Source organism: Aureimonas ureilytica DSM 18598 = NBRC 106430, from assembly GCF_000382705.1.
Lineage (GTDB): Bacteria > Pseudomonadota > Alphaproteobacteria > Rhizobiales > Rhizobiaceae > Aureimonas > Aureimonas ureilytica.
Genome location: NZ_ARQE01000001.1, coordinates 310,794 through 335,519 on the forward strand (window position 1 = coordinate 310,794; position 24,726 = coordinate 335,519).

At 68.9% G+C, this 24,726-nt stretch carries 25 protein-coding genes; 16 read left to right on the plus strand and 9 right to left on the minus strand.

Annotated features, from left to right (window positions below):
- Positions 1–100 precede the first annotated feature (100 nt).
- The 3 genes from B146_RS0101445 (at position 101) to dnaQ (ending at position 1,930) form a co-directional block, all read left to right on the plus strand.
- The gene (locus tag B146_RS0101445) at positions 101–541 is read left to right on the plus strand and encodes a nuclear transport factor 2 family protein (protein ID WP_019994628.1); all 441 of its coding nucleotides are present in this window, start codon (positions 101–103) and stop codon (positions 539–541) included.
- A gap of 8 nt (positions 542–549) precedes the next feature.
- Positions 550–1,140, plus strand: a complete 591-nt coding sequence (gene coaE / locus B146_RS0101450) for a dephospho-CoA kinase (RefSeq protein WP_019994629.1) — start codon at positions 550–552, stop codon at positions 1,138–1,140.
- Between the two features lie 79 nt (positions 1,141–1,219).
- Positions 1,220–1,930, plus strand: coding sequence for a DNA polymerase III subunit epsilon (gene dnaQ / locus B146_RS0101455; protein WP_019994630.1), 711 nt, complete (start codon positions 1,220–1,222; stop codon positions 1,928–1,930).
- Between the two features lie 71 nt (positions 1,931–2,001).
- Here dnaQ and B146_RS0101460 read toward each other — a convergent pair whose 3' ends face one another.
- The 3 genes from B146_RS0101460 to B146_RS0101470 all read right to left on the minus strand — a co-directional run bounded on the left by B146_RS0101460 (position 2,002) and on the right by B146_RS0101470 (position 4,412).
- Positions 2,002–2,991 (minus strand): GGDEF domain-containing protein, encoded by a 990-nt coding sequence (locus B146_RS0101460; protein ID WP_202814974.1) that lies wholly within the window; start codon positions 2,989–2,991, stop codon positions 2,002–2,004.
- Between the two features lie 218 nt (positions 2,992–3,209).
- Complete coding sequence (gene secB, locus B146_RS0101465) at positions 3,210–3,710, minus strand: protein-export chaperone SecB (protein WP_019994632.1); 501 nt, start codon at positions 3,708–3,710, stop codon at positions 3,210–3,212.
- A 162-nt stretch (positions 3,711–3,872) separates the two neighbouring features.
- On the minus strand, positions 3,873–4,412 hold the full coding sequence (locus tag B146_RS0101470; RefSeq protein ID WP_019994633.1) for an FxsA family protein: 540 nt from the start codon (positions 4,410–4,412) through the stop codon (positions 3,873–3,875).
- Positions 4,413–4,580: 168 nt separating this feature from the next.
- Between B146_RS0101470 and B146_RS0101475 the strand changes: the two genes are divergently transcribed.
- The 9 genes from B146_RS0101475 (at position 4,581) to B146_RS24695 (ending at position 14,493) form a co-directional block, all read left to right on the plus strand.
- Positions 4,581–5,279, plus strand: coding sequence for a Tim44/TimA family putative adaptor protein (locus B146_RS0101475; RefSeq protein ID WP_019994634.1), 699 nt, complete (start codon positions 4,581–4,583; stop codon positions 5,277–5,279).
- Positions 5,280–5,318: 39 nt separating this feature from the next.
- Positions 5,319–6,413, plus strand: a complete 1,095-nt coding sequence (mltA, locus tag B146_RS0101480; protein ID WP_019994635.1) for a murein transglycosylase A — start codon at positions 5,319–5,321, stop codon at positions 6,411–6,413.
- Positions 6,410–6,997 (plus strand): Smr/MutS family protein, encoded by a 588-nt coding sequence (locus tag B146_RS0101485; RefSeq protein ID WP_019994636.1) that lies wholly within the window; start codon positions 6,410–6,412, stop codon positions 6,995–6,997. The genes mltA and B146_RS0101485 overlap by 4 nt, the downstream gene beginning before the upstream one ends.
- Entirely contained in the window at positions 6,994–7,392 is a 399-nt protein-coding gene (locus tag B146_RS0101490) for a helix-turn-helix domain-containing protein (RefSeq protein ID WP_019994637.1), read from the plus strand. The genes B146_RS0101485 and B146_RS0101490 overlap by 4 nt, the downstream gene beginning before the upstream one ends.
- A gap of 128 nt (positions 7,393–7,520) precedes the next feature.
- Positions 7,521–9,272: an efflux RND transporter periplasmic adaptor subunit gene (locus tag B146_RS27485; RefSeq protein WP_155897301.1), complete on the plus strand. Its 1,752-nt coding sequence runs from the start codon at positions 7,521–7,523 to the stop codon at positions 9,270–9,272.
- Positions 9,269–12,493 (plus strand): efflux RND transporter permease subunit, encoded by a 3,225-nt coding sequence (locus tag B146_RS0101500; protein ID WP_019994639.1) that lies wholly within the window; start codon positions 9,269–9,271, stop codon positions 12,491–12,493. The genes B146_RS27485 and B146_RS0101500 overlap by 4 nt, the downstream gene beginning before the upstream one ends.
- Positions 12,494–12,717: 224 nt before the next feature.
- On the plus strand, positions 12,718–13,428 hold the full coding sequence (locus tag B146_RS24690; protein ID WP_019994640.1) for a hypothetical protein: 711 nt from the start codon (positions 12,718–12,720) through the stop codon (positions 13,426–13,428).
- Positions 13,429–13,468: 40 nt separating this feature from the next.
- Positions 13,469–13,996 (plus strand): hypothetical protein, encoded by a 528-nt coding sequence (locus tag B146_RS0101510; protein WP_019994641.1) that lies wholly within the window; start codon positions 13,469–13,471, stop codon positions 13,994–13,996.
- Complete coding sequence (locus B146_RS24695) at positions 13,996–14,493, plus strand: DUF421 domain-containing protein (protein ID WP_019994642.1); 498 nt, start codon at positions 13,996–13,998, stop codon at positions 14,491–14,493. Before B146_RS0101510 ends, B146_RS24695 begins: the two co-directional genes overlap by 1 nt.
- Before the next feature lie 3 nt (positions 14,494–14,496).
- Here B146_RS24695 and B146_RS0101520 read toward each other — a convergent pair whose 3' ends face one another.
- Together B146_RS0101520 and B146_RS0101525 are read right to left on the minus strand one after the other, a co-directional pair.
- The gene (locus B146_RS0101520; protein ID WP_019994643.1) at positions 14,497–15,492 is read right to left on the minus strand and encodes a DUF1402 family protein; all 996 of its coding nucleotides are present in this window, start codon (positions 15,490–15,492) and stop codon (positions 14,497–14,499) included.
- Between the two features lie 161 nt (positions 15,493–15,653).
- Positions 15,654–16,115, minus strand: coding sequence for an Lrp/AsnC family transcriptional regulator (locus tag B146_RS0101525; protein WP_019994644.1), 462 nt, complete (start codon positions 16,113–16,115; stop codon positions 15,654–15,656).
- 163 nt (positions 16,116–16,278) lie between these two features.
- On the opposite strand from B146_RS0101525, the gene B146_RS0101530 reads away from it, so the two are divergent.
- Together B146_RS0101530 and B146_RS0101535 are read left to right on the plus strand one after the other, a co-directional pair.
- Positions 16,279–17,034: an aspartate/glutamate racemase family protein gene (locus B146_RS0101530; protein WP_019994645.1), complete on the plus strand. Its 756-nt coding sequence runs from the start codon at positions 16,279–16,281 to the stop codon at positions 17,032–17,034.
- A gap of 128 nt (positions 17,035–17,162) precedes the next feature.
- On the plus strand, positions 17,163–17,966 hold the full coding sequence (locus tag B146_RS0101535; RefSeq protein ID WP_019994646.1) for a class II glutamine amidotransferase: 804 nt from the start codon (positions 17,163–17,165) through the stop codon (positions 17,964–17,966).
- A 27-nt stretch (positions 17,967–17,993) separates the two neighbouring features.
- Here the strand turns inward: B146_RS0101535 and B146_RS0101540 are convergent, their stop codons facing one another.
- Both B146_RS0101540 and hslU read right to left on the minus strand, forming a co-directional pair.
- Positions 17,994–19,304: an MFS transporter gene (locus tag B146_RS0101540; protein ID WP_019994647.1), complete on the minus strand. Its 1,311-nt coding sequence runs from the start codon at positions 19,302–19,304 to the stop codon at positions 17,994–17,996.
- Positions 19,305–19,819: 515 nt separating this feature from the next.
- Positions 19,820–21,130: an ATP-dependent protease ATPase subunit HslU gene (gene hslU / locus B146_RS0101545; protein ID WP_019994648.1), complete on the minus strand. Its 1,311-nt coding sequence runs from the start codon at positions 21,128–21,130 to the stop codon at positions 19,820–19,822.
- A gap of 416 nt (positions 21,131–21,546) precedes the next feature.
- Here hslU and B146_RS0101550 point away from each other — a divergent pair, with 416 nt between their 5' ends.
- Together B146_RS0101550 and B146_RS0101555 are read left to right on the plus strand one after the other, a co-directional pair.
- Positions 21,547–22,266 (plus strand): helix-turn-helix transcriptional regulator, encoded by a 720-nt coding sequence (locus B146_RS0101550; RefSeq protein WP_019994649.1) that lies wholly within the window; start codon positions 21,547–21,549, stop codon positions 22,264–22,266.
- A 114-nt stretch (positions 22,267–22,380) separates the two neighbouring features.
- Positions 22,381–22,992 carry an alpha-ketoglutarate-dependent dioxygenase AlkB family protein gene (locus B146_RS0101555; protein WP_019994650.1) on the plus strand — a complete coding sequence of 204 codons (612 nt, stop codon included), beginning with the start codon at positions 22,381–22,383 and terminating at the stop codon, positions 22,990–22,992.
- On the opposite strand, the gene B146_RS0101560 is transcribed toward B146_RS0101555, so the two are convergent.
- Positions 22,964–23,641 carry a hypothetical protein gene (locus B146_RS0101560; protein ID WP_019994651.1) on the minus strand — a complete coding sequence of 226 codons (678 nt, stop codon included), beginning with the start codon at positions 23,639–23,641 and terminating at the stop codon, positions 22,964–22,966. The two genes, B146_RS0101555 and B146_RS0101560, sit on opposite strands and share 29 nt — an antisense overlap.
- A gap of 155 nt (positions 23,642–23,796) precedes the next feature.
- Positions 23,797–24,720: a GGDEF domain-containing protein gene (locus B146_RS0101565; RefSeq protein ID WP_244498134.1), complete on the minus strand. Its 924-nt coding sequence runs from the start codon at positions 24,718–24,720 to the stop codon at positions 23,797–23,799.
- Positions 24,721–24,726: the final 6 nt, after the last annotated feature.

Here is a 24,726-nt window from a genome sequence, read left to right on the forward strand (position 1 = left end):
GGCGCGAAGGTTTTTTGTCTCGCGCGATGGTTTGGAAAGCCCCCGTCCATCTTTCGGGACGATGCTGACGAGTTCCAAGCGCGTTGGGGAGGGTCCAGCCATGGACGACCGCAGTTCCGCCTTCATCGAAAGGGCCACCGGCGATTACGCGCCCGAGGTCTCGGACGCCGAGGCCGCCATCGAAAGCCTGTTCACGGCCTATGCGGCCGGGTTCGACGATTTCGATGCCGAGGCGATCATCGCCTGTTTCCAGTTTCCCGTGACGATCTGGCAGTCCGGCCGGGGCAATGTCTTCGACGACGAGGACGAGCTGGCCGAGAATGTCGAGGCGCTGCTCGCCGTGTTCGAGCGCGAGGAGATCGTCCAGTCGCGCTTCGAGATCGTGGAAGCGGCCGGTGACGGCGGCGCGGCCTTCGCCGTTCTCGACTGGCGGCAGGAGCGCGAGGACGGCGAGGCGGCGCTGGAGTTCCGCTGCCGCTACGCGCTGGTGCGCGACGAGACCGGCAGCGGCTGGCGCATCGCGCTCGCCGTCAACGACTGAGCGCCGGCTTGATCACTCTCGGCCTCACCGGCTCGATCGGCATGGGCAAGAGCACCACGGCGGCGATGTTCGCCGCCCGTGGCTGCCCGGTTCATTCCGCCGACGAGGCCGTGCATCGCCTTTACAGCGGGCGCGCCGCGCCGCTCGTGGAAGCGCGCTTTCCCGGCACCACGCCGGGCGGCGTGGTGGACCGGGTGCGCCTGTCCGCCGCCGTTCTCGATGACGCCGAGGCGCTGCGCGATCTGGAGCGCATCGTGCATCCTCTCGTGCGCGAGGAGGAAGCGCGGTTTCTGGACGAGGCACGCCAGGCGGGCGCGACGGTCGCCGTTCTCGACATTCCGCTCCTGTTCGAGACGGGCGGCGAGGCGCGCGTCGACCGAACCCTTGTCGTGAGCGCCCCGGCCGACATCCAGCGCGCCCGCGTCCTCGCCCGGCCCGGCATGACGCCCGAGCGCTTCGAGGCGATCCTCGCCAAGCAGATGCCGGATGCCGAAAAGCGCCGGCGCGCCGATTTCATCGTGGACACCGGCGCGGGTCTGGCAGAGGCGCAAGCGCAGGTCGAGGCGATCCTTCGCGAGCTCGCGGCGGGAGCGGACTGAAACGCCTTCCAGGACGAAACCCCTTGCGTCCGGTCCCCATCCGGCCGACATGACACGAGACTGAAGCGGACGGACTTTCATGCGCGAGATCGTGTTCGACACGGAAACCACCGGCCTCGACTTCGAGCAGGACCGGGTGATCGAAATCGGCGGCATCGAGCTCTGGAACCACATTCCGACGGGCCGCGAATATCACTGTTTCATCCGCCCCGAAGGGCGCAAGGTCGATCCCGCCGCCTTCGACATTCACGGCCTTTCCGACGACTTCCTGAAGGACAAGCCGGTCTTCGCCGAGATCGTCGAGGAGTTCGCCGCCTTTTTCGACGGCGCGGCGCTGATCGCCCACAACGCGGCCTTCGACATCCGCTTCCTCAACGCCGAACTCGCGCGCCTCGGCCGCCCCGCCATTCCGCCCGGTCTCGTGATCGACACGCTGCCCATGGCGCGGCGCAAGTTCCCGATGGCCCCCGCGACGCTCGACGCGCTCTGCTCGCGCTTCTCGATCGACACGTCGAAGCGCGACAAGCACGGCGCGCTGGTCGACTCCGAGCTTCTGGCGCAGGTCTATATCGAACTGATTGGTGGCCGGCAGTCGGCGCTGCGGCTCGACATGGACAATGACGGCTTGAGCGACCGGGGCGTCGAACTCGTCCACCGCGCCGCCCAGCGCCCCGTTCCCCTCCCCTCGCGTCTCAGCGCCACCGAGGACGAGGCCCATCGCCGCTTCGTCGCGGGCCTCGGCGAAGGCGCTCTCTGGAACACCCATCTGCCGCCGGTCGCGGAGAGCTGAAGAAACGATTTTCGCTCGGCGTCTGGCCTCGGTCTGCGCGCCCATCCGATCCGGGACCGCCGCCAAGCCCGTCAGGCGCGCGGCGTCGCGCCGGCTTCCACCCGGTTTCGCCCCGCCTCCTTGGCGCGGTAGAGAAGCGCGTCGGCGCGCGCCAGAAGGCTTTGCGCCGTCTCGCGCTCGTTGCCCTCGGTGGACACGACGCCGAGGCTCGCGGTGACGATCCCCCATTCCGGCGACAGGTCGTGGGCGAGGCCGAGCGCGGCGATGCGGGCGCGGATCGTCTCCGCGATCTCCAGGGCTTCCACGAGGGTCGTGGAGGGCAGGATGCAGACGAACTCCTCGCCGCCATAGCGCGCCGCCAGATCGATCGGCTGGCGCATGGCACCGTCGATCACCCCGGCGACGCGGCGCAGGCACGCATCGCCCGCCATATGGCCCTGGTGGTCGTTGAAGCTCTTGAAGTGATCGACGTCGAGAAGGATCAGCGACAGCGGCTCGCCCGAGGCTTCCAACCGTTCGATCTCCTTGGCGAGGCTCCCGTCGAAATGGCGGCGGTTGGAAATGCCGGTCAGCCCGTCCGTGATGCTCAGCCGGTAGATTTCCTCGTGCAGCGCTTCCATCCGCGCCTGCGTCATCTTGCGCTCGGAAATGTCGCGCACGATGGCGCAATTATACTCCCGGCCCCCGAAGCGGACATAATGCGCCGTGATCTCGATCGGAACGGCCTGGCCCTGCTTGTTGGTGTTGGTGCTTTCGATCTTGATGACGCCGACCCGCTTCAGCTCCTCCCAATGGCGGTACCAGAAGGCCTCGTCCACGTCGGGATCGACGTCGCAGACGCGCAGCCGCGAGAACTCCTCCTCGCTATAGCCGAGAAGCCGCGTCGCGGCCTCGTTGACGAAGACGTAGCGCCCGTCCTGATCCACCCAGATCACCATGTCGGCGAGCGCGTTGATGGAATAGAGCGCGAGCGCGGACCGCTCCGCCGCCGCGTCCATGAGGGCGGCGACATCGTCGGCCGGTGCGATGCGATCGTCTGAGCGAGAAGGGTGGTTTGTCATGGCAGCGGTCTGACGGGCAAGCGGGCCTCGCGCCGATCCGGCGAGGTGCCAATCCTTAGGCGACGAAACAAGCGACGAAAAGCGAAATCGGGCGCCTCCCTGAGGGCGCGGTATCGAAAGCGGCTATGAGAAAGGCGCCGCCGGCTTTCGCCGGGGCGCCTCGTGTCGGTTCGGCGTGTCGCCTTCGATCAGCCAGTCTGGGATCAGCCAGTCTGGGATCAGACCGTCTGGACCTGCGAGCGGGCGCGCTCTTCGGCCATGCGCTGCGTGAAGAGCTGCGCGAAGTCGATCGGGTCGATCATCAGCGGCGGGAAGCCGGCATTGCGGGTGACGTCCGCGATGATCTGACGGGCGAAGGGGAAGAGGAGGCGCGGGCACTCGATGAAGAGAACCGGCAGCATGTGCTCCTGCGGGAAGCCGGCGAGGCGGAACACGCCGCCATACTGAAGTTCCACGTGAAACAGCGTGCCGGCGCCTTCGCCGGCCTGCGCGTTCAGCGTCAGCTTGACGTCGTATTCGTTGTCGCCGCCTTCGAGCGGCACCGCGCCGACATTGACGCCGATATTGATGCCGGGGGCGCGCGGCTGGGCGCGCAGGACGCCGGGGGCCTTCGGGCTCTCGAAGGACAGGTCCTTGATGTACTGCGCCAGGATGTTGAGGCTCGGGGCCTCCTCATGCGGCTCGGCACCGTTGACGCCGTTCGGATTGATCTCGGACATGCGGTCCTCACGCAGTTGCAGGATAAAAGAACGCCGGGGTCCGGCGCCGCGGATCGCCGTTGCGCTACCACGGCGCCGGGGGCGAAAACAAGAAGGGGCGCCGGAGCGCCCCTGTCCCGGATCTCTTGCCCTTGCGCCGCCCGGATGCGGCGCCGACCCGCCTCAATGCAGGGTCGGCTTGTCGTCGCGCCCGTTCGACCCGCCGCGAAACGGCTCGTCGCGCTCCAGCCGCACCCAGGGGCTCGCTCCGTCGGCCCCGTCCGGGCGGCGGGCGAACTCGCCGTCGGTGAGATCGACGATGCCCGAGCGCGTCGGGGGACGCGTGCCGTAGCCGGGCGTTCCGACCACGACGATGCGTCGGCGCAGCGCGCGCCAGATGAGATCGCGCACCGGCGGCAGGAACAGGGCGAGGCCGACGATATCGCTGAGGAAACCGGGAATGATCAGGAGAATGCCGGCCAGCGTGATCATCGCGCCATGCACGATCTCCCGCTCGGGCAGGCGGCCGGCGCGCGTTTCGGCCTGCGCGGCGCGCAGCGTCGAAAGCGTCTGGCGCTTCAGGAGGCTGGCGCCGACAACGACCGACAGGATCACCAGGAGAAGGGTCCAGCCGATGCCGATATGGCCCCCGACCCAGATGAAGGCGCCGATCTCCAGAAGCGGCATGGCCAGAAGGACGATCGGAACGAGGATCAGCGGCATGGCGTCGGAAACGCTCCTCCTTGGGATGCGCACCCGGCCCCTCGGGCCGGCGATGCGATACGAACGAACGTTGCACACATAGGACGCGTCTTCGTGAATTTGAATGCGGGGCCGGGTGCCTCTATATGATCTCTCGATCAAGTCTTCTTGCAGGGTAGATCCGCGTTCATGGGTTTCGGGACGATCTTCTTCATCGTAGTGGCGGCCGTGGTGCTGTATCAGCTCCGCAGCGTGCTCGGCCGTCGCACGGGTCACGAGCGCCCGCCCTACGACCCCTATTCTTCCCGCCCGACGGACCTGTCCGCCCCGCGCGAACAGGGCAATGTGGTGACGCTGCCCTCACGCCGCCTGCCCACCGACGAGCCCGCGCCGAGCCGCTACGAGGCGATCGACAAGGCCGCCGCGCCCGGCTCGCCCGCCAATAACGGCCTTCGCCGCATCCAGGACGCCGATCCCGCCTTCGACATCGGCGAGTTCCTGAACGGCGCGCGCGCCGCCTACGAGATGGTGGTGACGGGCTTTGCCGACGGCGACCGCAAGCTTCTGAAGAACCTCCTGTCGCCCGAGGTCTATCAAGGCTTCGAATCCTCGATCGTGGAGCGCGAGGCGCGCGGCGAGCGGATGCAGTCCACCTTCGTCGGCATCGACGATGTCAGCGTGGTGGCGGCCGAGCTGAAGGGCCGTGAGGCCTTCGTGACGCTGCGCATCGTCTCGCAGCTCATCTCCGCGACGCTCGGTGCCAAGGGCGAGGTCGTGGACGGCGATCCCGAGACCGTGGCCGAAGTGCGCGACATCTGGACCTTCGCCCGCGACACGCGCTCGCGCGATCCGAACTGGAAGCTGGTGGAAACCGAGTCCGAGGAATGAGCCCAGCCGGCCGATCGGGCCGGCGCTGAGATCGCATCCATGTCTCAGCCCGCCCCCGCGCCGCTCTGGCGCTCCCTGTCCTTCCAGTCGCTGCCCGATTGGCCGGCCGTCGATCCGACGCCGGCCTTTCTGGCGTTTTCACGCTCCGCTCTGGCGCTTCTGACGGACAGCGCCGGCCCTGACGCCGCGCCGCTGCGCCGCGCCGCCGAGGCCGCGCTGGGGGAGCCTGCGCGTTCGAGCCTCGAAGCCCGGCGCTTTTTCGAGCGCTTCTTCCGCCCGTTTCAACGGGGCGAGGCGCCGGCGGGCTTTCTGACCGGCTATTACGAGCCCGAGCTTCCCGCCTCGCGCACGCGCTCCGTCGCCTTTCCGGTTCCGCTCTTTCGCGCTCCCGCCGATCTCCTGCGCCTTTCCCCCGACGCGCCGCTGCCCGAAGGCTTGGAAGACGCGCAGGGCTTTGCCCGCCGCGATCCCGAAACCGGGCGGCTATCGCCCTATCCCGACCGCGCCGCGATCGAGGCGGGCGCTCTCGAGGGACAGGGGCTCGAACTCGTCTGGCTCGCCGATGCGGTGGACGCCTTCTTCGTGCATGTGCAGGGCTCGGCCCGGCTGCGGCTGAGCGACGGCACGACGATGCGCGTCGGCTATGCCGCCAAGAACGGGCATCGCTTCACCGCGATCGGCCGGGTGTTGGTGGCGGAAGGCGAATTGCCGCTGGAGGCGGCCGACATGACCGGCATCCGCCGCTGGCTGTCCGCCCATCCCGAGCGCGCCCCGGCCCTGATGCGGCGCAACCGCTCCTTCATCTTCTTTCGCGAGGTCGAGGGCGCGGACCCGGACGCCGGGCCGATCGGCGCGCAAGGCGTGGCGCTGACGCCGATGGCCTCGCTCGCCGTGGACCCCGCCTTCACCCCCTATGGCACGCCGATCCTCGTGGATGCGCCGACCCTGCGCGTGGGCGACGCGCCGTTCCGGCAGCTTCTCGTCGCGCAGGACACGGGCTCGGCGATCCGGGGCGAGGAGCGGGGCGATCTCTTCGTCGGCTCCGGCGAGCGGGCCGGCACCCTTGCCGGCGCGATCCGCCATCCGGCGCGCTGGACGGTGCTGCGCCCAGTCGACGAGGAGGCCGCGCGATGAAGCAGCGCCGCACCCGCTCCTTATCGTCTGAAGAAACGCGGCTCTGGGTCTCGATCGCCCGCACCGCCAAACCGCTGAAGGGCAAGGCCGCGCCCGACCTTCCGCCGGACGAGGCGTCGCCCGCGCCGACCCCACCCGCTCCGCCACCCAACCTCGCACCCGCGCCGCGCGGCGATGTGGCGCTGCCCGCCGCCTGGAGCGCCCCGCCCTACGTGCCGGCCGGCAACACCGCCTCGGCCAAGCCGCGCCTGCCGCCGCTTCACCCGATCGAACGCCCGGTGCGACGCAAGATCGGCAAGGGGCGCATCGCGCTGGACGACCGGATCGACCTGCACGGCCAGACCGAGGCGACCGCGCATGGCGTTCTCCTGTTCTTTCTGCGCCAGGCCCAGGCGCGGGGCCTCCGGCATGTCCTCGTCATCACCGGGCGCGGCGCGTCCTTCGGCTCCACCGGCACTTTGAAACGCGCCCTGCCGCATTGGTTCTCGACCGGCGAGTTCCGCGCCCTCGTGGCCGGTTACGAGCCCGCCGAGCGCGGCCATGGCGGCGACGGCGCCTTTTATGTGCGGATGCGCCGGCCATGACGCCCTTTGGCGAGAAGGTGCGCGAGCTGCGTCGCGAGCGCGGCGTCACGCAGGGGCAGATGGCGGCGGCGCTCAACGTCTCCTCGGCCTATCTCTCCGCGCTGGAACACGGTCGGCGCGGGCGGCCGAGCTGGGATCTCCTCCAGCGCATCATCGGCTATCTCAACGTGATCTGGGACGATGCCGAGGAGCTGCAGCGCCTCGCCGCCCTGTCGCATCCCAAGATCACCGTGGACACGGGCGGCCTCAGCCCCGAAGCCACCGCGCTCGCCAATCGCCTCGCCGAGACGATCGCGATCCTCGCGCCCGAGGACATCGCGGCGCTGCTCGCCCAGCTCGAGGACGCCGCGGGGCGGGCCGAGGCGCTGCGACGGGCCAGGCGCCAGCGGCGCTGAACCGACCCTGCGCGGATCGTCGCATCACGGGGATGCGATGCAACTGCCCTTCGCGATCCTCCGTTAGCCACGCTCGGAATGATCCGTCTCGCTCCCTGGCGCTGCGGACTTCGGGCGGGGCATCATCCATGACATCTCACAAGGGCTCTCGGCCCCACGATCCGGCGCGGCTGCGGGCGATGATGCTTCTCGGCGCGCTCGCCCTCACCGCGCCCGCTTTCGCGCAAGGGCAGGGCGGCGAGGGCGGCAAGCCCGCCGAGACCGAGAGCGCCGAGGGCGAGGACGGCCCCGGCATCGACCTGCCGCTGATCGGCCGCGTTCCGCTGCCCGGCTTCATGGCCGGCTGGTTCGGCGGCGAGGAGGAGGGCGATAAGAGCGCCTCCGGCAAGCCGGGCGAGGGCGGCGAGGAGAAGAGCGGCGAGCCGCCCGCCGTGATCGTGCAAGCCGTGGAAACGCGTTCGGTCGGCGACACGTTCGAATTCATCGGCACGATCCAGCCGATCGAGCGGGTCGGCGTGCGCGCCCGCGTCGAGGGCTATATTCAGGACGTCGCCTTCGAGGGCGGCCGGAAGGTGAAACAGGGCGATCTCCTGTTCCAGATCGAGCCCGCGCAATACGAGGCGGCGCTGCGGGCGGCCGAGGCGCAGCTGTCCGGCGCGCAGGCGACCCGCAATCAGGCCCAGCGCAATTTCGACCGGCAGCGCGAGCTCGCCCAGTCCGGCGTGACCGCCCGCGCCACGCTGGAGGACGCCACCGCCAATCTGGAAAACGCGGACGCTCAGCTTCTCCAGGCACAGGCTTCGGTAACGCAGGCGCAGCTGAACCTCTCCTACACGCGCATCACGGCGGCGATCGACGGCGAAATGTCCGCCCCGCTGATCACGCGCGGCAATTACGTTTCCTCCACCAGCGGGGATCTCGCTGTCCTCACCCAGATGAACCCGATCTGGGGCGTGTTCCCGATCGGCGAGGGGCAGCTCGTCACCTGGCAGCGCGTCGGCCCGAAACAGGTCGACGACGCGCCGGTGGCCGACGCCCGGCCGAACGGGCAGGCGACTGGTGGTAGCGGCGGCGGCGAGGCTGGGGGCGAAGCTGAGGACGAGGCTGAGGGCGAGGGGGGCGAGAATCTGGTCGCCTCGGCCGAGATGACCTCCTCCACCGGCGCGGAGGGCGAAGCGCCAATCGCTAGCGCCGAGGGCACGGGAGCCGCCGGCGCGCCGCCTCTGCCGGAGGACGCGCAGACGGTGGATGCCGCCAACGACGCCTCCGACAATGGTCTGGCGAGCGACTACCGGCTTCAGCTTCGCCTGCCCAACGGGGCGCTCTACGAGCCGCCCGGCCGGTTCGACTTCGTCGGCAACACCGTCAATTCCACCACCGGCACGGTGGAAGCGCGCATCCGCTTTCCCAATCCCGGCGACTTCCTGCTCGCCAACCAGAACGTGACGCTGACGGCGAGCGAGCGCGATCCGCCGACCCTGCCGGTCGTGCCGCTCGCCGCGATCCAGTTCTCGCGCGAAGGGCGGGCCGTGCTTCTGGTGAAGCCCGACAACACGATCGAGCGCCGCCCGATCGAGGTCGGCCGGACGATCGAGAACATGAGCGCCGTGACGGCGGGCCTGTCGGGCGGCGAAACGCTGGTGCTTCGCGGCTCGGCCAGCGTGAAGGAAGGCACAGCCGTGCGCCCCGTCACGCAAGAGCAGGCCGAAGCCGAAGCGCAGGCGCGCCGCCAGACCCGCACGCAGGGCGGCGGCGGGGACGACGAGGGCGAAAACGGGGGCGGGGCCGCGCGGACCGGCGAAGGGCAGGGCGGCGCGGGCCATCAGGATGGCGGCTCGGGCACCGCCGCCGGGCAGAATTCGGGATCGCCCGCGCGATGATCTCCGACATCTTCATCCGCCGCCCGCGCCTTGCCGGCGTCATCTCCATCGTGGTCGTGCTGGCGGGCATTCTCGCCATCCTCGTCCTGCCCGTGTCGCAATATCCCGAGATCACGCCGCCGACGGTGAGCGTCTCGGCCAATTATCCCGGCGCCGATTCCACCGTTCTGGCGCAGGCCGTGGGCGATCCCTTGGAGCGCGCCATCAACGGCGTCGAGGACATGATCTACATGTCCTCGACCTCGACGGATTCGGGCACCTATTCGCTGTCCATCACCTTCGCCATCGGCACCGATCCCGACATCGCGCAGGTCAACGTGTCGAACCGCGTGCAGCTCGCCACCGCGCAGCTGCCCGAAGCGGTGACGCGCCAGGGCGTCACCGTGCGCTCGCGCTCGCCCAACTTCCTGATGGCCGCGTCCTTCTTCTCCGAGGGCGGCCAGCTCTCGACCATCGATATCGGCGCCTTCCTGTCCTCCGACGTGGTGACGGCGCTGCAGCGCGTCGAGGGCGTCGGCGACGCCAATGTCCTCGGCAATGCCGATTATTCCATGCGCGTCTGGACCGACCCGGCGCGCATGGCGGCGCTGTCCATCTCGCCCGCCGACATCACGGCGGCGATCGCGGCGGAGAACCTGCCTGCCTCCACCGGCCAGATCGGCGGCTCGCCCGCGCCGGAGGGGCAGGCCCTCGTCTATACGATCACTTCGCAGGGCCAGCTCAACACGGCCGAGCAGTTCCAGAACATCGTGGTGCGCGCCGAGCCCTCCGGCGCCATCGTGCGGCTGAAGGACGTGGCGCGGGTGGAGCTTGGCTCGGAGAGCTACGCCGTCAACACCTATGTCCGCGACAATCCCGGCAAGACGATCCAGATCAACCAGGCGCCCGGCGCCAACGCGCTGCAGACCGTCACCGCCATCCGCGCCGAGCTGGACCGCCTGAAGGGCACGTTCCCGCAGGGGCTCGACTACGAGATCATCTACGATTCCACGCAGTTCGTGGACGCCACGATCCACGAGATCGTGCTGACGCTCGCCATCACCGCCGCGATCATCGTGGTCGTGGTCTTCGTCTTCCTGCAGGACTGGCGCTCGACGCTGATCCCGGCGCTCGCCATTCCCGTGTCGCTGATCGGCACCTTCGCGGTGCTGCTCGCCATCGGCTTCACCATCAACGTCATCACGCTTCTGGCGCTGATCCTCGCCATCGGCCTCGTGGTGGACGACGCCATTCTCGTGGTCGAGAACGTCCAGCGCGTCATGACCGAGCGCAAGATCGACCGCGTGGAAGCGACGCAGATCGCCATGCGCGAGATCACCGGGCCGATCGTCTCGACGACGCTGGTGCTCCTCGCCGTGTTCCTGCCGACCACCTTCCTGCCCGGCCTGTCCGGCCAGCTCTACCGCCAGTTCGGCATCGCGCTGTCGGTCTCGATGCTGCTCTCCTCGATCGTCGCCCTGACGCTGACGCCCGCGCTCACCGCCGCCATGCTGCGCCCGCCCAGCGCCGCCTGGGGGCCGCTGCGGTGGTTCAACGCGGGGCTGGATCGCACGCGCAACGCCTATGCGCGCTCGGTCGGCTTTCTCGTGCGCCGGGTCCTCCTCGCGCTCGGGGTGCTGGCGCTCGGCTTTGCGATCGCCTTCGTCTCCTTCGTCAACCTGCCCGCGACGCTGCTGCCCGACGAGGACCAGGGCGCGATCCTCTTCGACGTGTCGCTGCCCGACGGCGCCTCGCTCCAGCGCACCACCGAGGCCATGCTGGAAATCGGCGAGATTCTCGCCGAGACCGAGGGCGTGAAGGCCTATGTCCTGAACGCCGGCTATTCGCTGCTCCAGTCCTCGCAGCGTTCCTCCGGGGGCCTCGGCATCGTCACGCTGGCGCCCTGGGGCGAGCGGCGCGATCTCTTCACCATTCTCGGCGAGCTGACCGGGCGCTTTGCCGCCATCCCGGGCGTGCAGGTCTCGGCCTTCCCGCCGCCGCCCATTCCCGGCCTCGGCTCGGTCGGCGGCTTCACCTTCGAGCTTCTGGCGCAAGGGGGCCAGGACCCGACCGAAGTGGCGCAGGTCGCCAACGCCTTCGTCGCGGCGGCCAACGAGCGGCCGGAGATCGGCACGGCCCGCACCACCTTCTCGGCCGACGTGCCGCGCCTCTACCTCAAGATCGATCGCGACCGCGCCGAAACGCTCGGCCTCAGCGTCTCCGACATCTACGACACGGTCGGCGGCGCGATGGGCGAGACCTATGTGAACCAGTTCATCTACCAGGGGCAGGTCTTCCAGGTCCGGCTTCAGGCGGAGGCCGACGCGCGCGCCAAGACGGCCGATATCGGCAATCTCTATGCCAAGAACGCCAGCGGCGAGATGGTGCCGCTGCGCTCGGTGGTGACGGTGGACACGAGCTTCGGCCCCTATTCCGTGCCGCGCTTCAACCTCTTCACCGCGCCGCAGATCACCGGCCAGCCGGCGGCGGGCTATTCCTCGGGCGCGGCGCTGACCGCGCTGGAAGAGGTCGCGCGCGACACGCTGCCGCCCGGCTACAGCTACCAGTTCTCCGGCACGTCCTATCAGGAGCGGCAGGCGGGCTCGGTCACGTACCTCGCCTTCGGTCTCGCCTTCGTCTTCGCCTATCTGTTTCTCGTGGCGCAGTACGAAAGCTGGCTCCAGCCGCTCACCGTCATGCTGTCCATCGCCATCGCGGCGGCGGGCGCGGCCGGGGCCCTGGCGCTGTTCGGCCAGACCTCCAATATCTATTCGCAGATCGGCATGGTCATGCTGATCGGCCTCGCCGCCAAGAACGCCATTCTGATCGTGGAATTCGCCAAGGAGCGACGCGAACTCGACCGGATGGAGATTACCGAGGCCGCGATCATGGGCGCGCGCCAGCGCTTCCGCGCCGTGTTGATGACGGCGCTCGCCTTCATTCTCGGCCTTGTGCCGCTGGTCGTGGCGAGCGGGGCGGGCGCGGCGGCGCGCAACTCGATCGGCATCGCGGCGGTCGGCGGCATGCTGGCGGCGACGACGATCGGCATCTTCATCGTGCCGGCCCTCTTCGCCCTGTTCGAGCGGCTCGGCGAAGGGCGCGGCGGCAAGTTCTGGGGCCGCGAGAAGAACCGCGCCAAGGGCCGCCGGAACCCGAGCGAGCGCCTGCCCTGGCATTTCGGCGAGGGCGAGAAGGGCGGGGGCGAGAAAGGCGGGGGCGAGCGCGCCGTGCCCGCCGAATGACCTTATGCCCGAACGACGAGACAGCCCGCACGATCGGACGACCAGAATGACGAGACGGCCCGCACGATCGGACGACCAGAATGACGAGACGGCCCGCATGATCGACCAGCCCGAATGACCTTGGGACGCGCATGAAGGCCCCCGGCTCGTCGCTCCCGCCTTTCCCGCCGCTCCGCCAATCCCCGACACGGCTCCACCTTCGCCTTCGTGGCGAGGTGGAACCTTTGAGCGAGGGGACGGATCGCGCTCGACCGAAAGCCGGGCCGGATCGCCCCGCGCCGCCCGCGCCCCGCCATGTCGCCGTCGTCGGCAACGCGCCGGAGGCCGGCGCGATCGGCGCCGCGGTCGACCGGGCGGACTGGGTGTTCCGCTTCAACAACGCGCAGGGCTTCGGCGGCGCGACGGGGCGGCGGCTGACGCATCTCTTCCTGATGAATTTCGGCGGCCAGACCCGCGAATGGCTGGACATGCCGGGCTTCCACCGCCGCGCCGCGGTCGCCCGCGCGCAGGGCTTCGTCCTGCCGATCGACCCCGGCCTCGAGGAGCGCCGGCGCCCGACCCCGACGATGCGCAAGAAAGCGAGCGGCGAGCACGACTGGACGCCGGAACTCGGCGCCCGGCTTCGCCCGCTCGGCCACCCGGTCTGGCTCTTGCGCGATCCGCTCTTCTGGGCGGCGCAGGCGGCGCTGCGCGACATGGGGGCCGAGGCCGATCCCGTGCCGAGCACGGGCTTTCTGGCTCTCTTCCTCCTCGTTCGTCACCGCCCGGCGAGCCTGGAGCGCATCGACGTTCACGGCTTCGGCTTCGGCGGCTGGGAGGGCCATAGCTGGGCGGCGGAGCGGCTTTGGGTGGAGCGGCAGGCGCGCGACGGGCGGCTCCGCCTCCATCCCTGCGGCGCGCCCCGGCTTGAAGGGGCCTCGCGCTCCGATAGCTAATCCGGTGGAGCGCCCCCGAGCGGCGCGACGGGGAGCCTTCATGAGCGAACGAAACTGGCCGGACGGGCTGTCGCCGCCGCATCTCGAAGGCCCGACGCCGGTTCGCCGCCACGCGAGCCCCGTGTCCTTCGTGCTCCTCGGAAGCCTTCTCCTCGCCGCGCTCTTCGGCGCCTTCGGCGGCGGCGCGCCGCCGATGCTCCAGACACGGGGCGAGGGGGCCGATCTCGCGATCACCGGGCCGCAGCTCCTGCGCAATGGCGAGTTCTTCGAGACCCATGTCACCATGACCCCGGGCGCCGACGCGGCCGACCTGACGCTCGCCCTCGACGCGCCCTTGCTGCGCGATCTCACGCAGAATTCCATGATCCCCGCCGCCTCCGAGGAGGGCTTCGAGGACGGCGCCTTCCGCTTCCGCTACGGGCCGGTGAAGGCGGGCGAGCGTTTCGAGGTGAAGATGGACTTCCAGATCAACCCGGCGCTTCTCGGCGGCACGCGGGGCGACGTCGCCGTTTACGACGGCGCGCGGGAACTGGCGCGGCTGCCCTATCGGATCGAGGTTCGCCCCTGATGGACATCGTGCTGCGCGCCACCGTGATGTTCGCGGTGCTCTATCTTCTCGTCCGGCTCCTGGGAAAACGCGAACTCGGGCAGATGACGCCCTTCGAGCTTCTGGTGATGATCGTCATGGGCGATCTCATCCAGCAGGGCGTCACCCACAACGACTTCTCGCTGACCGGCGCGACGCTCGCCGTCGTCACCTTCGCCTTCTGGGGCCTCGTTCTTTCCTGGGCGAGCTATCTTTCGCCCCGCGCCGAGCGCCTGCTGGAAGGCGTGCCGCGCGTCATCCTGCGCGACGGGAAGCTCCTGGAGGACAATCTGCGCCGCGACCGCATCACGCGGCGCGAGGTGGAATCGGAAATGCGCCTCGCCGGCATCGCGCGCATGGAGGATGTCGCCTGGGCCATTCTGGAGCCGCAGGGCAAGATCAGCTTCATCCGCGCCGAGAAGGGCGGCGAGGCGCCGGACCCCTCGCGCCAGAGCGCCAACGCGGATCTCGCGACCTGACCTCTACTGCGCGGGGAAGATCGCGCGCAGATCGGCCAGCTTGTCGTTCACCAGCCAGCCGTAATAGTTCTCTTCGGGCATGCGCGGCGACTGGCCATTCGCCTGACGGCGGACATTCTCGGCCTTCAGGCGGCGCGCGCGGGTGATCGGGTCGCCGACATTGTAGAGCGTCGCGGTGATGCCCGGGTTACGCGAAATGTCGAAGCCGGCGATCGAGCGGTACTTGTCGATCGAGGAGCGGATCACCGCCGCCATGTAGTGAAGCGACTTGTCGGGGTCCATGATCGCCGCATAGACGCCGCCGGCATCGCGCATGTCGAGATCGGGATAGCCGGACACGCGATGCACGATATCGGACACGGCGAGCGCCGTCATCGGGTTGATCTGCCCGAGGCCGAAGGTCTGGCCGGCATAATAGGGCTGGAAGAAGACCGCGCCGAAGCGGTTGTCCGGGTAGGAGCGCCCGTCCACGCTCTTGCCCCGGAAGCTCTGCTCATAGACCTGCTCGCGGCAGCTCCACAGAAGCTCGTCGTCCCGCGTGAAGCCCTTGCAGCGGTCGAACTCGGGCCGCGCCACGAAGCTCTCGATCGGCTCGCCCTTGTAGGCGAAGTCGATGCCGGAGTTCAGATAGGACATGGCCTTGACGTAATAGGTCTGAAGCCGGTCGAGCGCGTCCACGTTGTAGGTGTGCTCGCCGACCAGCGCGCCGGCGATGTGGATCGGGTCGATCCCGTAGGCGCGGGCCGCCGCGCGCACCTTGCCCTGCAGGTCGCGATTGGTCGCGAGAAGCTGGTGGATCTTGCGATACTTGGCCTCGAAATTGCCGCCCGTCGCCGCCGTGCGCGAATAGGAAAAGCCGGGAATGCCGGGCTGCGAGGCGTTGCGGTTGCCGGGCGGAACATCCGTGACGGACTGCGCCCGCGCGGGCTGGCCAGCGGTCAGCGCAGCGGGGATGGTAATGAGCAGGCCCGCCAGAAGCGCGGCGAGAAGACGGGACATGGAACGACCTTCGAACGGGAAGGCCTCCGCATAGGCCGGAAATTGCGGTGAGCGTGAGGCAGGACGCGTCCTCTTACAGGGCGAAGCCCGGCCGACGTAAGCCGCTCCGACGATTTTTGCGCCCGGCGTGTCACACGTGAAACACTCTAGAGCCGATGCTCTCAGGCGTAGCGGGTCGGAACCGCCGTCAGCGATTTCACCGTTTCCATGGAAATGAAGGCCGACATGTCGGCGAGGCTGACCTTGGAGACCAGGCGCTTGTAGATCGCGTCGTAGTGCTCGACATTGGGCAGCACGATCTTGAGAATGTAATCGACATTGCCGGTCAGCCGGTGGACCTCGACGATTTCGGGGATCGCGCCGACCGCCTGATGGAACTCCTCCAGCCAGCCCTTCTCGTGCCGCGCCGTCTTCACGAGGACGAAGATCGTGGTGGGCAGGTTGATGCGCTTGCGGTCCACCAGCGCCACGCGCCGCGCCAGATAGCCCTCGTCCTTCAGGCGCTGGATACGCCGCGAGCAGGCCGAGGGGGACAGGGACAAGCGCTCGGCAAGGTCCGCCACGGAGCGGTCGGCATCGTCCTGAAGCAGTGTCAGAAGCTGGTGGTCGCGATCATCGAGCATGGCGGATTGATGCACGGCTTCCGATCCACGCGCAATCCTTTCGCGCTCCATGGCAGAAGCGCGCGTCGATCGTGTGCGAAAAGGGGTGGTACGAGCGCGAAAACGCATCCCGCATTCGGCGCCTCGCCGCCATCATGGGAGCGCATCGAACGGGAGACACGAGATGAAGCGCATCGGGCTGATCGGCGGCATGAGCTGGGAATCCACCGCCACCTATTATCGCCTTGCCAACGAGGCGGTGCGCGCGGCGCGCGGCTCGCTCGCTTCGGCCGACATCCTGCTTCACTCGCTCGACTTCTCCGCCGTGGTGGCGCTTCAGAAGGCGGGCCGCTGGGATCTGGCGGCCGAGATGCTGGCCGACAGCGCCCGGCGTCTGGAGCGGGCCGGCGCGGATTGCGTGCTGATCTGCACCAACACGATGCATCTCGTCTCGGCCGAGGTTCAGGCCGCCGTGTCGATCCCGCTCATCGACATCATCCATGAGACCGGCGCGACGCTGAGCCGGGCCGGCTTCTCGCGCCCGCTGCTTCTCGCCACGGCCTACACGATGGAACACGGCTTCTATGCCGACCGGATGGAAGCGGCGACCGGCTTCCGCCCGCTCGTGCCGGACGCGGCCGACCGCGCCTTCGTTCACCGCGTCATCTTCGAGGAGCTTTGCGCCGGCCATGTCGATCCGGCCTCGCGGCGCGGCTTCGAGGCGGTGGTGGAGCGCGGCCGCGCGGCGGGCGCCGACAGCGTGATCCTCGGCTGCACCGAGATCGGGCTTCTGGTGCGCCCCGACGCGCTGGCCCTGCCGGGCGTCTGCTCGACGGAAATCCACGCGGCGGCGGCGGTGCGCTTCGCGCTCGGCGAGGCGGCTCGCGAAACCGTCACATGGACCGACAATGCCAAGCTTCGCGAACGCGTTGCGGCCTAGGCTGAACTGTCGCTGACGGCGCGGGCGGCGGGAGCGTCAGGCTCTCCACCCCGCGCCCTTGGCGATCGGGACGGCCGGGCCTCCGGCTCGGCCCGACATCTGCCGCATTCGCCTTGGATTGCCAGCCCATGTGCCGCCTTCTCGCCTATGCCGGGACGCCGCTCTTTCTGGAAGATCTCCTGATCCGCCCGGAAGGCTCCCTCGTGTCGCAATCCATGGCCGCGCGCGAGGCGCGCACCGTGGTGAACGGGGATGGCTGCGGCCTCGGCTGGTATGGCGAGCGCTTGGAGCCGGGCCTTTATCGCGGCATCCTGCCGGCCTGGTCGGACGCCAATCTCACCTCGCTCTGCCGCCAGATCCGCTCCGGCCTGTTTCTGGCCCATGTACGGGCGGCCACCAGCGGCGGCGTCTCCACCAGCAATTGCCACCCTTTCGCCCATGGCCAGCAGCTCTTTATGCACAATGGCCAGATCGGCGGCTATGCGGGCCTGCGCCGGCGGGTCGAGGGCATGATTTCCGACGCGCTTTACCCTTCGCGCAAGGGCACCTGCGATTCCGAGGCGATCTTCCTGGCCGCGCTGAGCCGCGGTCTCGAAAACGATCCGGTCGCCGCCTTTCGCGATACGCTGGGCGAGATCGAGGCGATGCGCCGTGCCGCGTCGTCGGATGAGCCGGTGCGCTTTGCCGCCGTGCATTCCGATGGCGAGCGGCTCTTCGCCTTTCGCTGGGCGAGCGACGACAAGCCGCCCTCGCTCTATGCCCGCAGCGAGGGGACGAGCGTGCTCGTCGCCTCCGAGCCCTGCGGCACGGGCATGGCCGGCTGGCAGGTCATCCCGCCCGGCAGCGTTCTGGAGGCCGACCGCACGGGACGCCTGTTCCTGCGCCCCTTCGGGGTGGACGCGCCCCGCGCCGAGGCGATCCGGGCCGCCTGAGCGGCCCGGCGATCCTGTTTATCCTCGTCAGGCGAGCGCGCGGTTGCGCGTCTCGACGCCGATCCGCGTCACCGCGAAGGCCGCCACCAGAAGCAGCGCGGCATAGAGCGCGAGCGCGCCGGCAAAGCTCGCCGCCATCACGGGCGCCAGCAGCGAAGGGGCGAGAAGCCCACCGAGCCGCGCCATGGCCCCGGCGCTGCCCATGCCCGTCGCGCGAAGCTCGGTCGGGTAGAGTTCCGGCGTGATGACGTAGAGCGCGCCCCAGGTGCCGAGCAGCGCGAAGCTCATGAGAAGCGTCGCCGTGGTCACGAGAGCGGCATTGAGGCCCAGCGCGTAGAGGCCGCAGCCGAGCGCGCTGAGGACGAGGAAGCCGATCAGCGTCGGCTTGCGGCCCCAGCGCTCCACGCCATAGGCGGCGAGCGCATAGCCGGGAATCTGCGCCAGCGCCACCAGCACCAGGAAGAGATGCCCGCGCACGAAGCCGAAGCCCTGGCCGGCGAGCTGCACCGGGAGCCAGACGAAGACGCCGTAATAGCTCATGGACACGAGCAGCCAGACCACGAGGATCGGCAGGGTGACGCCGCGCAGCGCGGCCGAGAAGATCGAGCCGCCCTGGCGCTCGGCGGGCAGGACCAGCTCGCCCTCCGGCAGCGTGGTGCCGTTGCGCGCGGCCATCGTGTCGAGGATCGCGCGCGCTTCCGCCGTCCGGCCCTGGCGCAGGAGATACATCGGGGATTCGGGCACCCAGAGGCGGATGAACAGGCCGATCACGGCCGGCAGGCCGGTGATCAGGAACAGGACGCGCCAGGGCTCGGCCGCGCCGCTCTGCTGCACGGCGAGGGCGGCCAGCGCCACCAGAACCGTGCCGGGCGCCCAGGCGCCTTCCAGCATGACCAGCCAGCGCCCGCGCTTTTTCGGCGGCAGGAACTCGGCCATCATCGCGTAATCCACCGGCAGCGTGCCGCCGACGCCGAGCCCGGTGAGGAAGCGCAGCGCGAGCAGCCAGGTGAAGTCCGGCGCGAAGGCCGAGGCGATGCCGAACACGGCGTCGAGGAGAATGGTGATGATCAGGACGTTGCGCCGCCCGATCCGGTCCGCCAACCGCCCGAAGACGAAGGCGCCGACCAGCATGCCCAGAAAGAACAGCGTCCCGGTCTGAAGCGCCTGCGGCACGGACAGGCCGAAGCTCGCGGCGATCGAGACGACCGTGAAGCCGATCGCCAGCACCTGCATGGCGTCGGCGGCCCAGACGAGGCCGAAGGTCAGAAGCAGCCGTTTCTGGAAGGGGCCGGTGCCCACGGTCTCCAGAGCGGTTTCGAAAGGCAGGGTGCGGGGCATGGGATCGGACCAAAAAGGCGCCAGGGAAGGCGCGGGGGGCCGATTTGTGTCAGGCTAAAGGCCTGCGTCAAGCCGTTGCACTGCGGGAAAATCGGCAGGGCAACGCGGGTGGCCGGGGGCGGTCCGTCTCATGAGAATCGTTGTGGCACCGTTCAGGCGCGGCGGGTCCACCGCTTTGCGATGGCGCATCAGAGCCTTCGGGCGAACCGCCTCGACGCATCGTCCGGCGCCCCCGGCTTGCCGCGCCATCTCCCCGGCCCCGATTTGAACGCGCTCTCAAAGGCAAAAAACCGACACGAAAAAGCCGCGCCCTTTCGGACGCGGCTTCGGTTGTCGGAGGGGACGCGGCGCTTAGAGCTCCTAACAAAAATCTCGCGGGGTCGGCTGGTCGGATCTTTTCGCCATGGTCTTTGTCGCGAATGCTCGCCGATGCCGCCGGCATCGACTGCGCTTCGCTCCTTGCCCACGGACGAAAATCTCTCGACCATCCTCCGCCCGGAGATTTTGTTAGGCGCTCAGAGAATGAAGCGCGACAGGTCCACATTGCCGGCGATGCCGTCCAGCGCCTTGCGCACATAGGTGGCGTCGACGCGATAGCTCTGGCCACCCTTGTCCGGCGCCTCGAAGGAAATGTCGTCGAGAACGCGCTCCATCACCGTCTGCAGCCGGCGCGCGCCGATATTCTCGACCGTGCCGTTCAGCGACACGGCAAGATCGGCGATGGCGTCGATCGCGTCGTCGGTGATCTCCAGCTCGACATTCTCGGTCTTCATCAGCGCGACATACTGCTTGATGAGCGAGGCTTCGGTCTCCGTCAGGATGCGCCGGAAATCGTCCTTGGTGAGCGCGCGCAGCTCGACGCGGATCGGCAGACGGCCCTGAAGCTCGGGCAGGAGGTCGGAAGGCTTGGCGACGTGGAAGGCGCCCGACGCGATGAAGAGGATATGATCGGTCTTCACCGGCCCGTGCTTGGTGGCGACGGTCGTGCCTTCCACGAGCGGCAGGAGATCGCGCTGCACGCCCTCGCGGCTGACGCCCGCGCCGCCGCCCATGCCGTCCTTGTTGGCGATCTTGTCGATCTCGTCGAGGAAGACGATGCCGTTGTTCTCGACCGCCGCGATGGCGTCGGCAACGAGCGCCTCGTTGTCGAGGAGCTTGTCGGATTCCTCGCCGATCAGAAGCTCGTAGCTTTCCTTGACCGTGGTGCGCCGCGTCTTGGTGCGCCCGCCCATCGCCTTGCCGAACATCTCGGAGAGGTTGAGCACGCCGATATTGGCGCCCGGCATGCCGGGAATGTCCATGCCGCCGAGCGGGTTGGACGTGTCGGCCACCTCGATGTCGATTTCCTTGTCGTCCAGCTCGCCGGCGCGCAGGCGCTTGCGGAAACTGTCGCGCGTGGCGGGCGAAGCGGTCTTGCCGACGAGCGCGTCGAGCACGCGCTCTTCCGAGCCCGCATGGGCCTTGGCGCGGACCTCGGCGCGCTTCTTCTCGCGCACGAGGCCGATGCCGATCTCCACGAGATCGCGGATGATCTGCTCCACGTCGCGGCCGACATAGCCGACCTCGGTGAACTTCGTCGCCTCGACCTTGAGGAAGGGCGCCCCGGCGAGCTTGGCGAGGCGGCGCGAGATCTCGGTCTTGCCGACGCCGGTCGGCCCGATCATCAGGATGTTCTTCGGGCTCACCTCCTCGCGGAGCGAACCCTGGAGCTGCTGACGGCGCCAGCGGTTGCGCAGGGCCACAGCCACCGCGCGCTTGGCTTCGCGCTGCCCGATGATATGCCGGTCGAGTTCGGAAACGATCTCGCGGGGGGAAAAGTCGGTCATGCTCGTTCGAAATCTCGTGCTGGTCGCCGGATCGGTTCCGGGCGGAAGGACGCAAGGCAGGAGATGGGGAGCCCGAAGGCGTCGTGCCAGAGGCGATCTGGGGGATGGCGTCGCCCGAGCCTTGCCGGCCCGGCGTCCGGTTGGCCAGGCCGGTCGCATCGCCGAGCCGCCCAGGTCGGACCGATCCGTGGCAAAGGTTAAAACGACGCTTAACTAAAGCGGAAGTGACCACAGAGTTTATGGCGTTTCGGGGGTCGAACCGCGTCAAATTTGCAGATAAGTAAGACTAACTTGCCGAGATGGCCGAGCTTCGGCGCGGCGGGACAAGGTCGAACGAGACGAAGGTCTTCGGAAGGGATCGAGATGGCTTGCACTTCCTCTGCCCCGCACCGTTCGAGCGGAGACGCGCGCCCGGAATGAAGACGACGCTCGAACCGCTCTCACAGACCATTTCCCGCCCCTGGACAGCAGACGGTCTGATGGCCGGCCTCGAAAAGGTGGCCGGCCTCTACGGCTTTTCGCATTTCGCGCTTCTGACCATCCCGTCCACCGACGAGGCGGGCGCGGAAATGCGCCTTCTCCTGTCGAACTGGAGCGAGGATTTCCGGCGCGGCTTCGAGCGCAACGGGCTGCATCGCTATTCTCCGGTCCTGCGCGCCCTGCGGGGCGGCGTCCTGCCCCTCGTCTGGGACGCCGAGACGCTCTACGGCTACGATCCCGACGACGCCGACATGAGCGCTCCGGCGCGCTTCCTGGGCGCCAGCGGCACGCTGTCGGGCGTGTATTGCCCCGTCCACGGGCTGACCGGCTTCAACGGCGTCCTGTGCTTCTTCGGGGCGGGGCCGCCGATCGACGAGGACGCCGCCGACGCGCTGCATCTCGTCGCCTTCAGCGCCTTCGGGATGCTGAGCTGCATCCGCTTCGAGGAGAACCGGCGCAACAACCCCCTGACGGGGCGCGAGCGCGACTGCCTGAAGCTCGCCATGCTCGGCAAGACCTCCTCCGAGATCGGCACGATCCTGAAGCTCTCCGAGCACACGATCTCGCAATATCTGACCTCCGCCACGCGCAAGCTCGACGCGTCGAACCGCACCCATGCCGTGGCGCTCGCCGCGCAGCTCGGCTACCTCTCGTAGGCCAGCATAGGGTCTGCCCGCCGCCACGCTCTGCCTCTTGAGCCGCTCGGGCTTTCCGGGTGGCGGAGCGTCGGCTCGGCGCCTATGTCCTCCGGGATGATAGAGGGCAGACCGATGATGGAGCTTCAGCCGGGCGTGCACTTTTGGCCGGGCTTCTTCGGGCGCGCGGCGCAGGAAGAGCTGGTGGAGGCCATCCGTGCCGTCGTCGCCGAGGCCCCGCTTTATCGCCCCGCCATGCCCCGCACGGGAAAGCCCTTCTCGGTGCGCATGACCAATTGCGGGCCGCTCGGCTGGGTGTCGGACCGTGCGGGCTACCGCTACCAGCCGGACCATCCCGAAACCGGCGCGCCCTGGCCGACCATCCCGCCCGTGCTTTTGCAGCTTTGGAACGAGGTGTCCGGCTCGCCCGCGCCGCCGGAAGCCTGTCTCGTGAACTTCTACGACGGATCAGCCAAGCTCGGCCTGCATCAGGACAAGGACGAGGCGGACCTCGCCGCGCCTGTCGTCTCCGTCTCGCTTGGCGACGAGGCGCTGTTTCGGCTGGGCGGGCTGGAGCGCAGCGATCCGACGCGCTCGTTTCGTCTGAAGTCCGGCGACGTGCTGGTGCTCGGCGGCGAGAGCCGCCTCGCGTTTCATGGCGTGGACCGTGTGTACCCCGGCACATCCACGCTGCTGCCCAAGGGCGGGCGGATCAATCTCACGCTGCGGCGGGTGCGCCCGAGCTGACGCGTCCCTCCCCGCGCCAGAGCGAGGCGACGGGCTCAAGGGCAAGATCGGGCTTGGCGTCGCCGATGAAGACGAGAACCGGGCCGGGATGGGGATTGGCCGGGTCGTAGAAGTCGAGAAGGCCGGGATGGCGCGCCTGGAAGAAATCGGGGCGAAGGCCCCGCTCGCGCAGGAGATGGTCGATCACCACCTGATCGCCATGCACGGCGTTCGGCACCGCGCCGCAGGAGCCCGGCCGCATCCAGCGCTCAGGGTCCGCGCGGAACGTGTCGTGGATGAAGCCGAGCTGATCGCCCTCCCAGCGCAGAAGCGCGCTCGACACGCGGGTCTTGTGGAAATGGTCCTCCATGGCGCAGAGACCCGGCTCCGTCAGCGCCGAGGCGTCGCCCGAGATCACCGTGTCGAGATCGCACAGAACCGCCGTGCCCTCCACCAGCCCGCCGCGCAGCGCTTCCATCTTGGACCACCAGACCGGCCAGTCCTCCCGCAGCGGGATGCGCTCGACGCCCTCGATCGCAAAGGCCATGTCGGTGAGGCAGAGACAGCGCTTGAAGCCCGGCGCGTGGCGCCGCGCGCCCGCCCAGAGGCGCTCCACCCAGAGCGGCGTGTAGCGGCCGCCGCCGCGCAGCACCGTGACGAGCGTCGTCATCGGTGCCCGTCCCTTCGGTTTCGATCCCGTCCGCTCATGCGCATTCCCGTCTCCCATGCCGAAGCCCGACGGACGCGAGATAGGGCCGCGCGGCGCGGCGGGCCTGCGACAAAGCGTCGGGCAGGGGGCGCCGGGCAGGGGCGCCGGGCGGGGCGTCAGGCGAGGGCGGCGGGCTCGCGCTCCAGCGGGACGATCCGGTCACGGCCCGTGCGCTTGGCTTCGTAGAGCGCGCGGTCGACGCGCGAATACACCGCCTCCATCGGCTCGCCCGGATGGATCGTGGTGAAACCGGCCGAGCAGGTGACGCGATAGGTCGGATCGTCGGGCACGAAGCGGCTTTCGCGCAGGTGGTCGAGCACCCGGCCGAGGATCGCCAGCCCCTCTTGGGCCGTGACATGGGGCAGGATCAGCATGAACTCCTCGCCGCCCATGCGCCCGAACGCGTCGCAGGTGCGCAGGAGCGAGGGGATGCGCCGGGCGATCTCCACCAGCACGTCGTCGCCCACCTGATGGCCGAAGCGGTCGTTGATCTGCTTGAAGAAGTCGATGTCGAGAAGCGCCACGCAGCCGAGCGCTTCGCCGACCCCCCGCCCGCGCTCCACCAGCGCGGCGAAGGTCGTGTGGACGTGCCGCCGGTTGGAAATGCCGGTCAGCTCGTCCGTATGGGCGAATTTCCAGGCGATGTCGCGTTCCTGACGAAGCAGGCGGTCGGTCTGGCGCTGCCGGGTCACGTCGCAGCCGACGAACAGCATCCAGCCGTCCGGCATGGTGGATTCGGTGATCGACAGCCAGCGCCCGTCCAGAAGGTCGGTTTCCATGGAAAGGCTCGGCATGGTGCCGCGGCGCGACAGGCAGGACGAGAGCCAGAACTCGAAGTCGGGATGCGACACGCGCGGACCGCGACCGGCGGCATGGTTGCGGCGCATGAGATCGACCCAGAGCGGCGTCTCGTCCGGCTCCAGGAAGAAGGCCTCGCGAAACGCCTCGTTCGCGTAGGCGATGCGTCCGCCCGGATCGTAGATCGCGATCAACGCACCCGTATGCGCGGCCAAGGCGGCCAGCCGATCGTTCAACTGCACCAACGG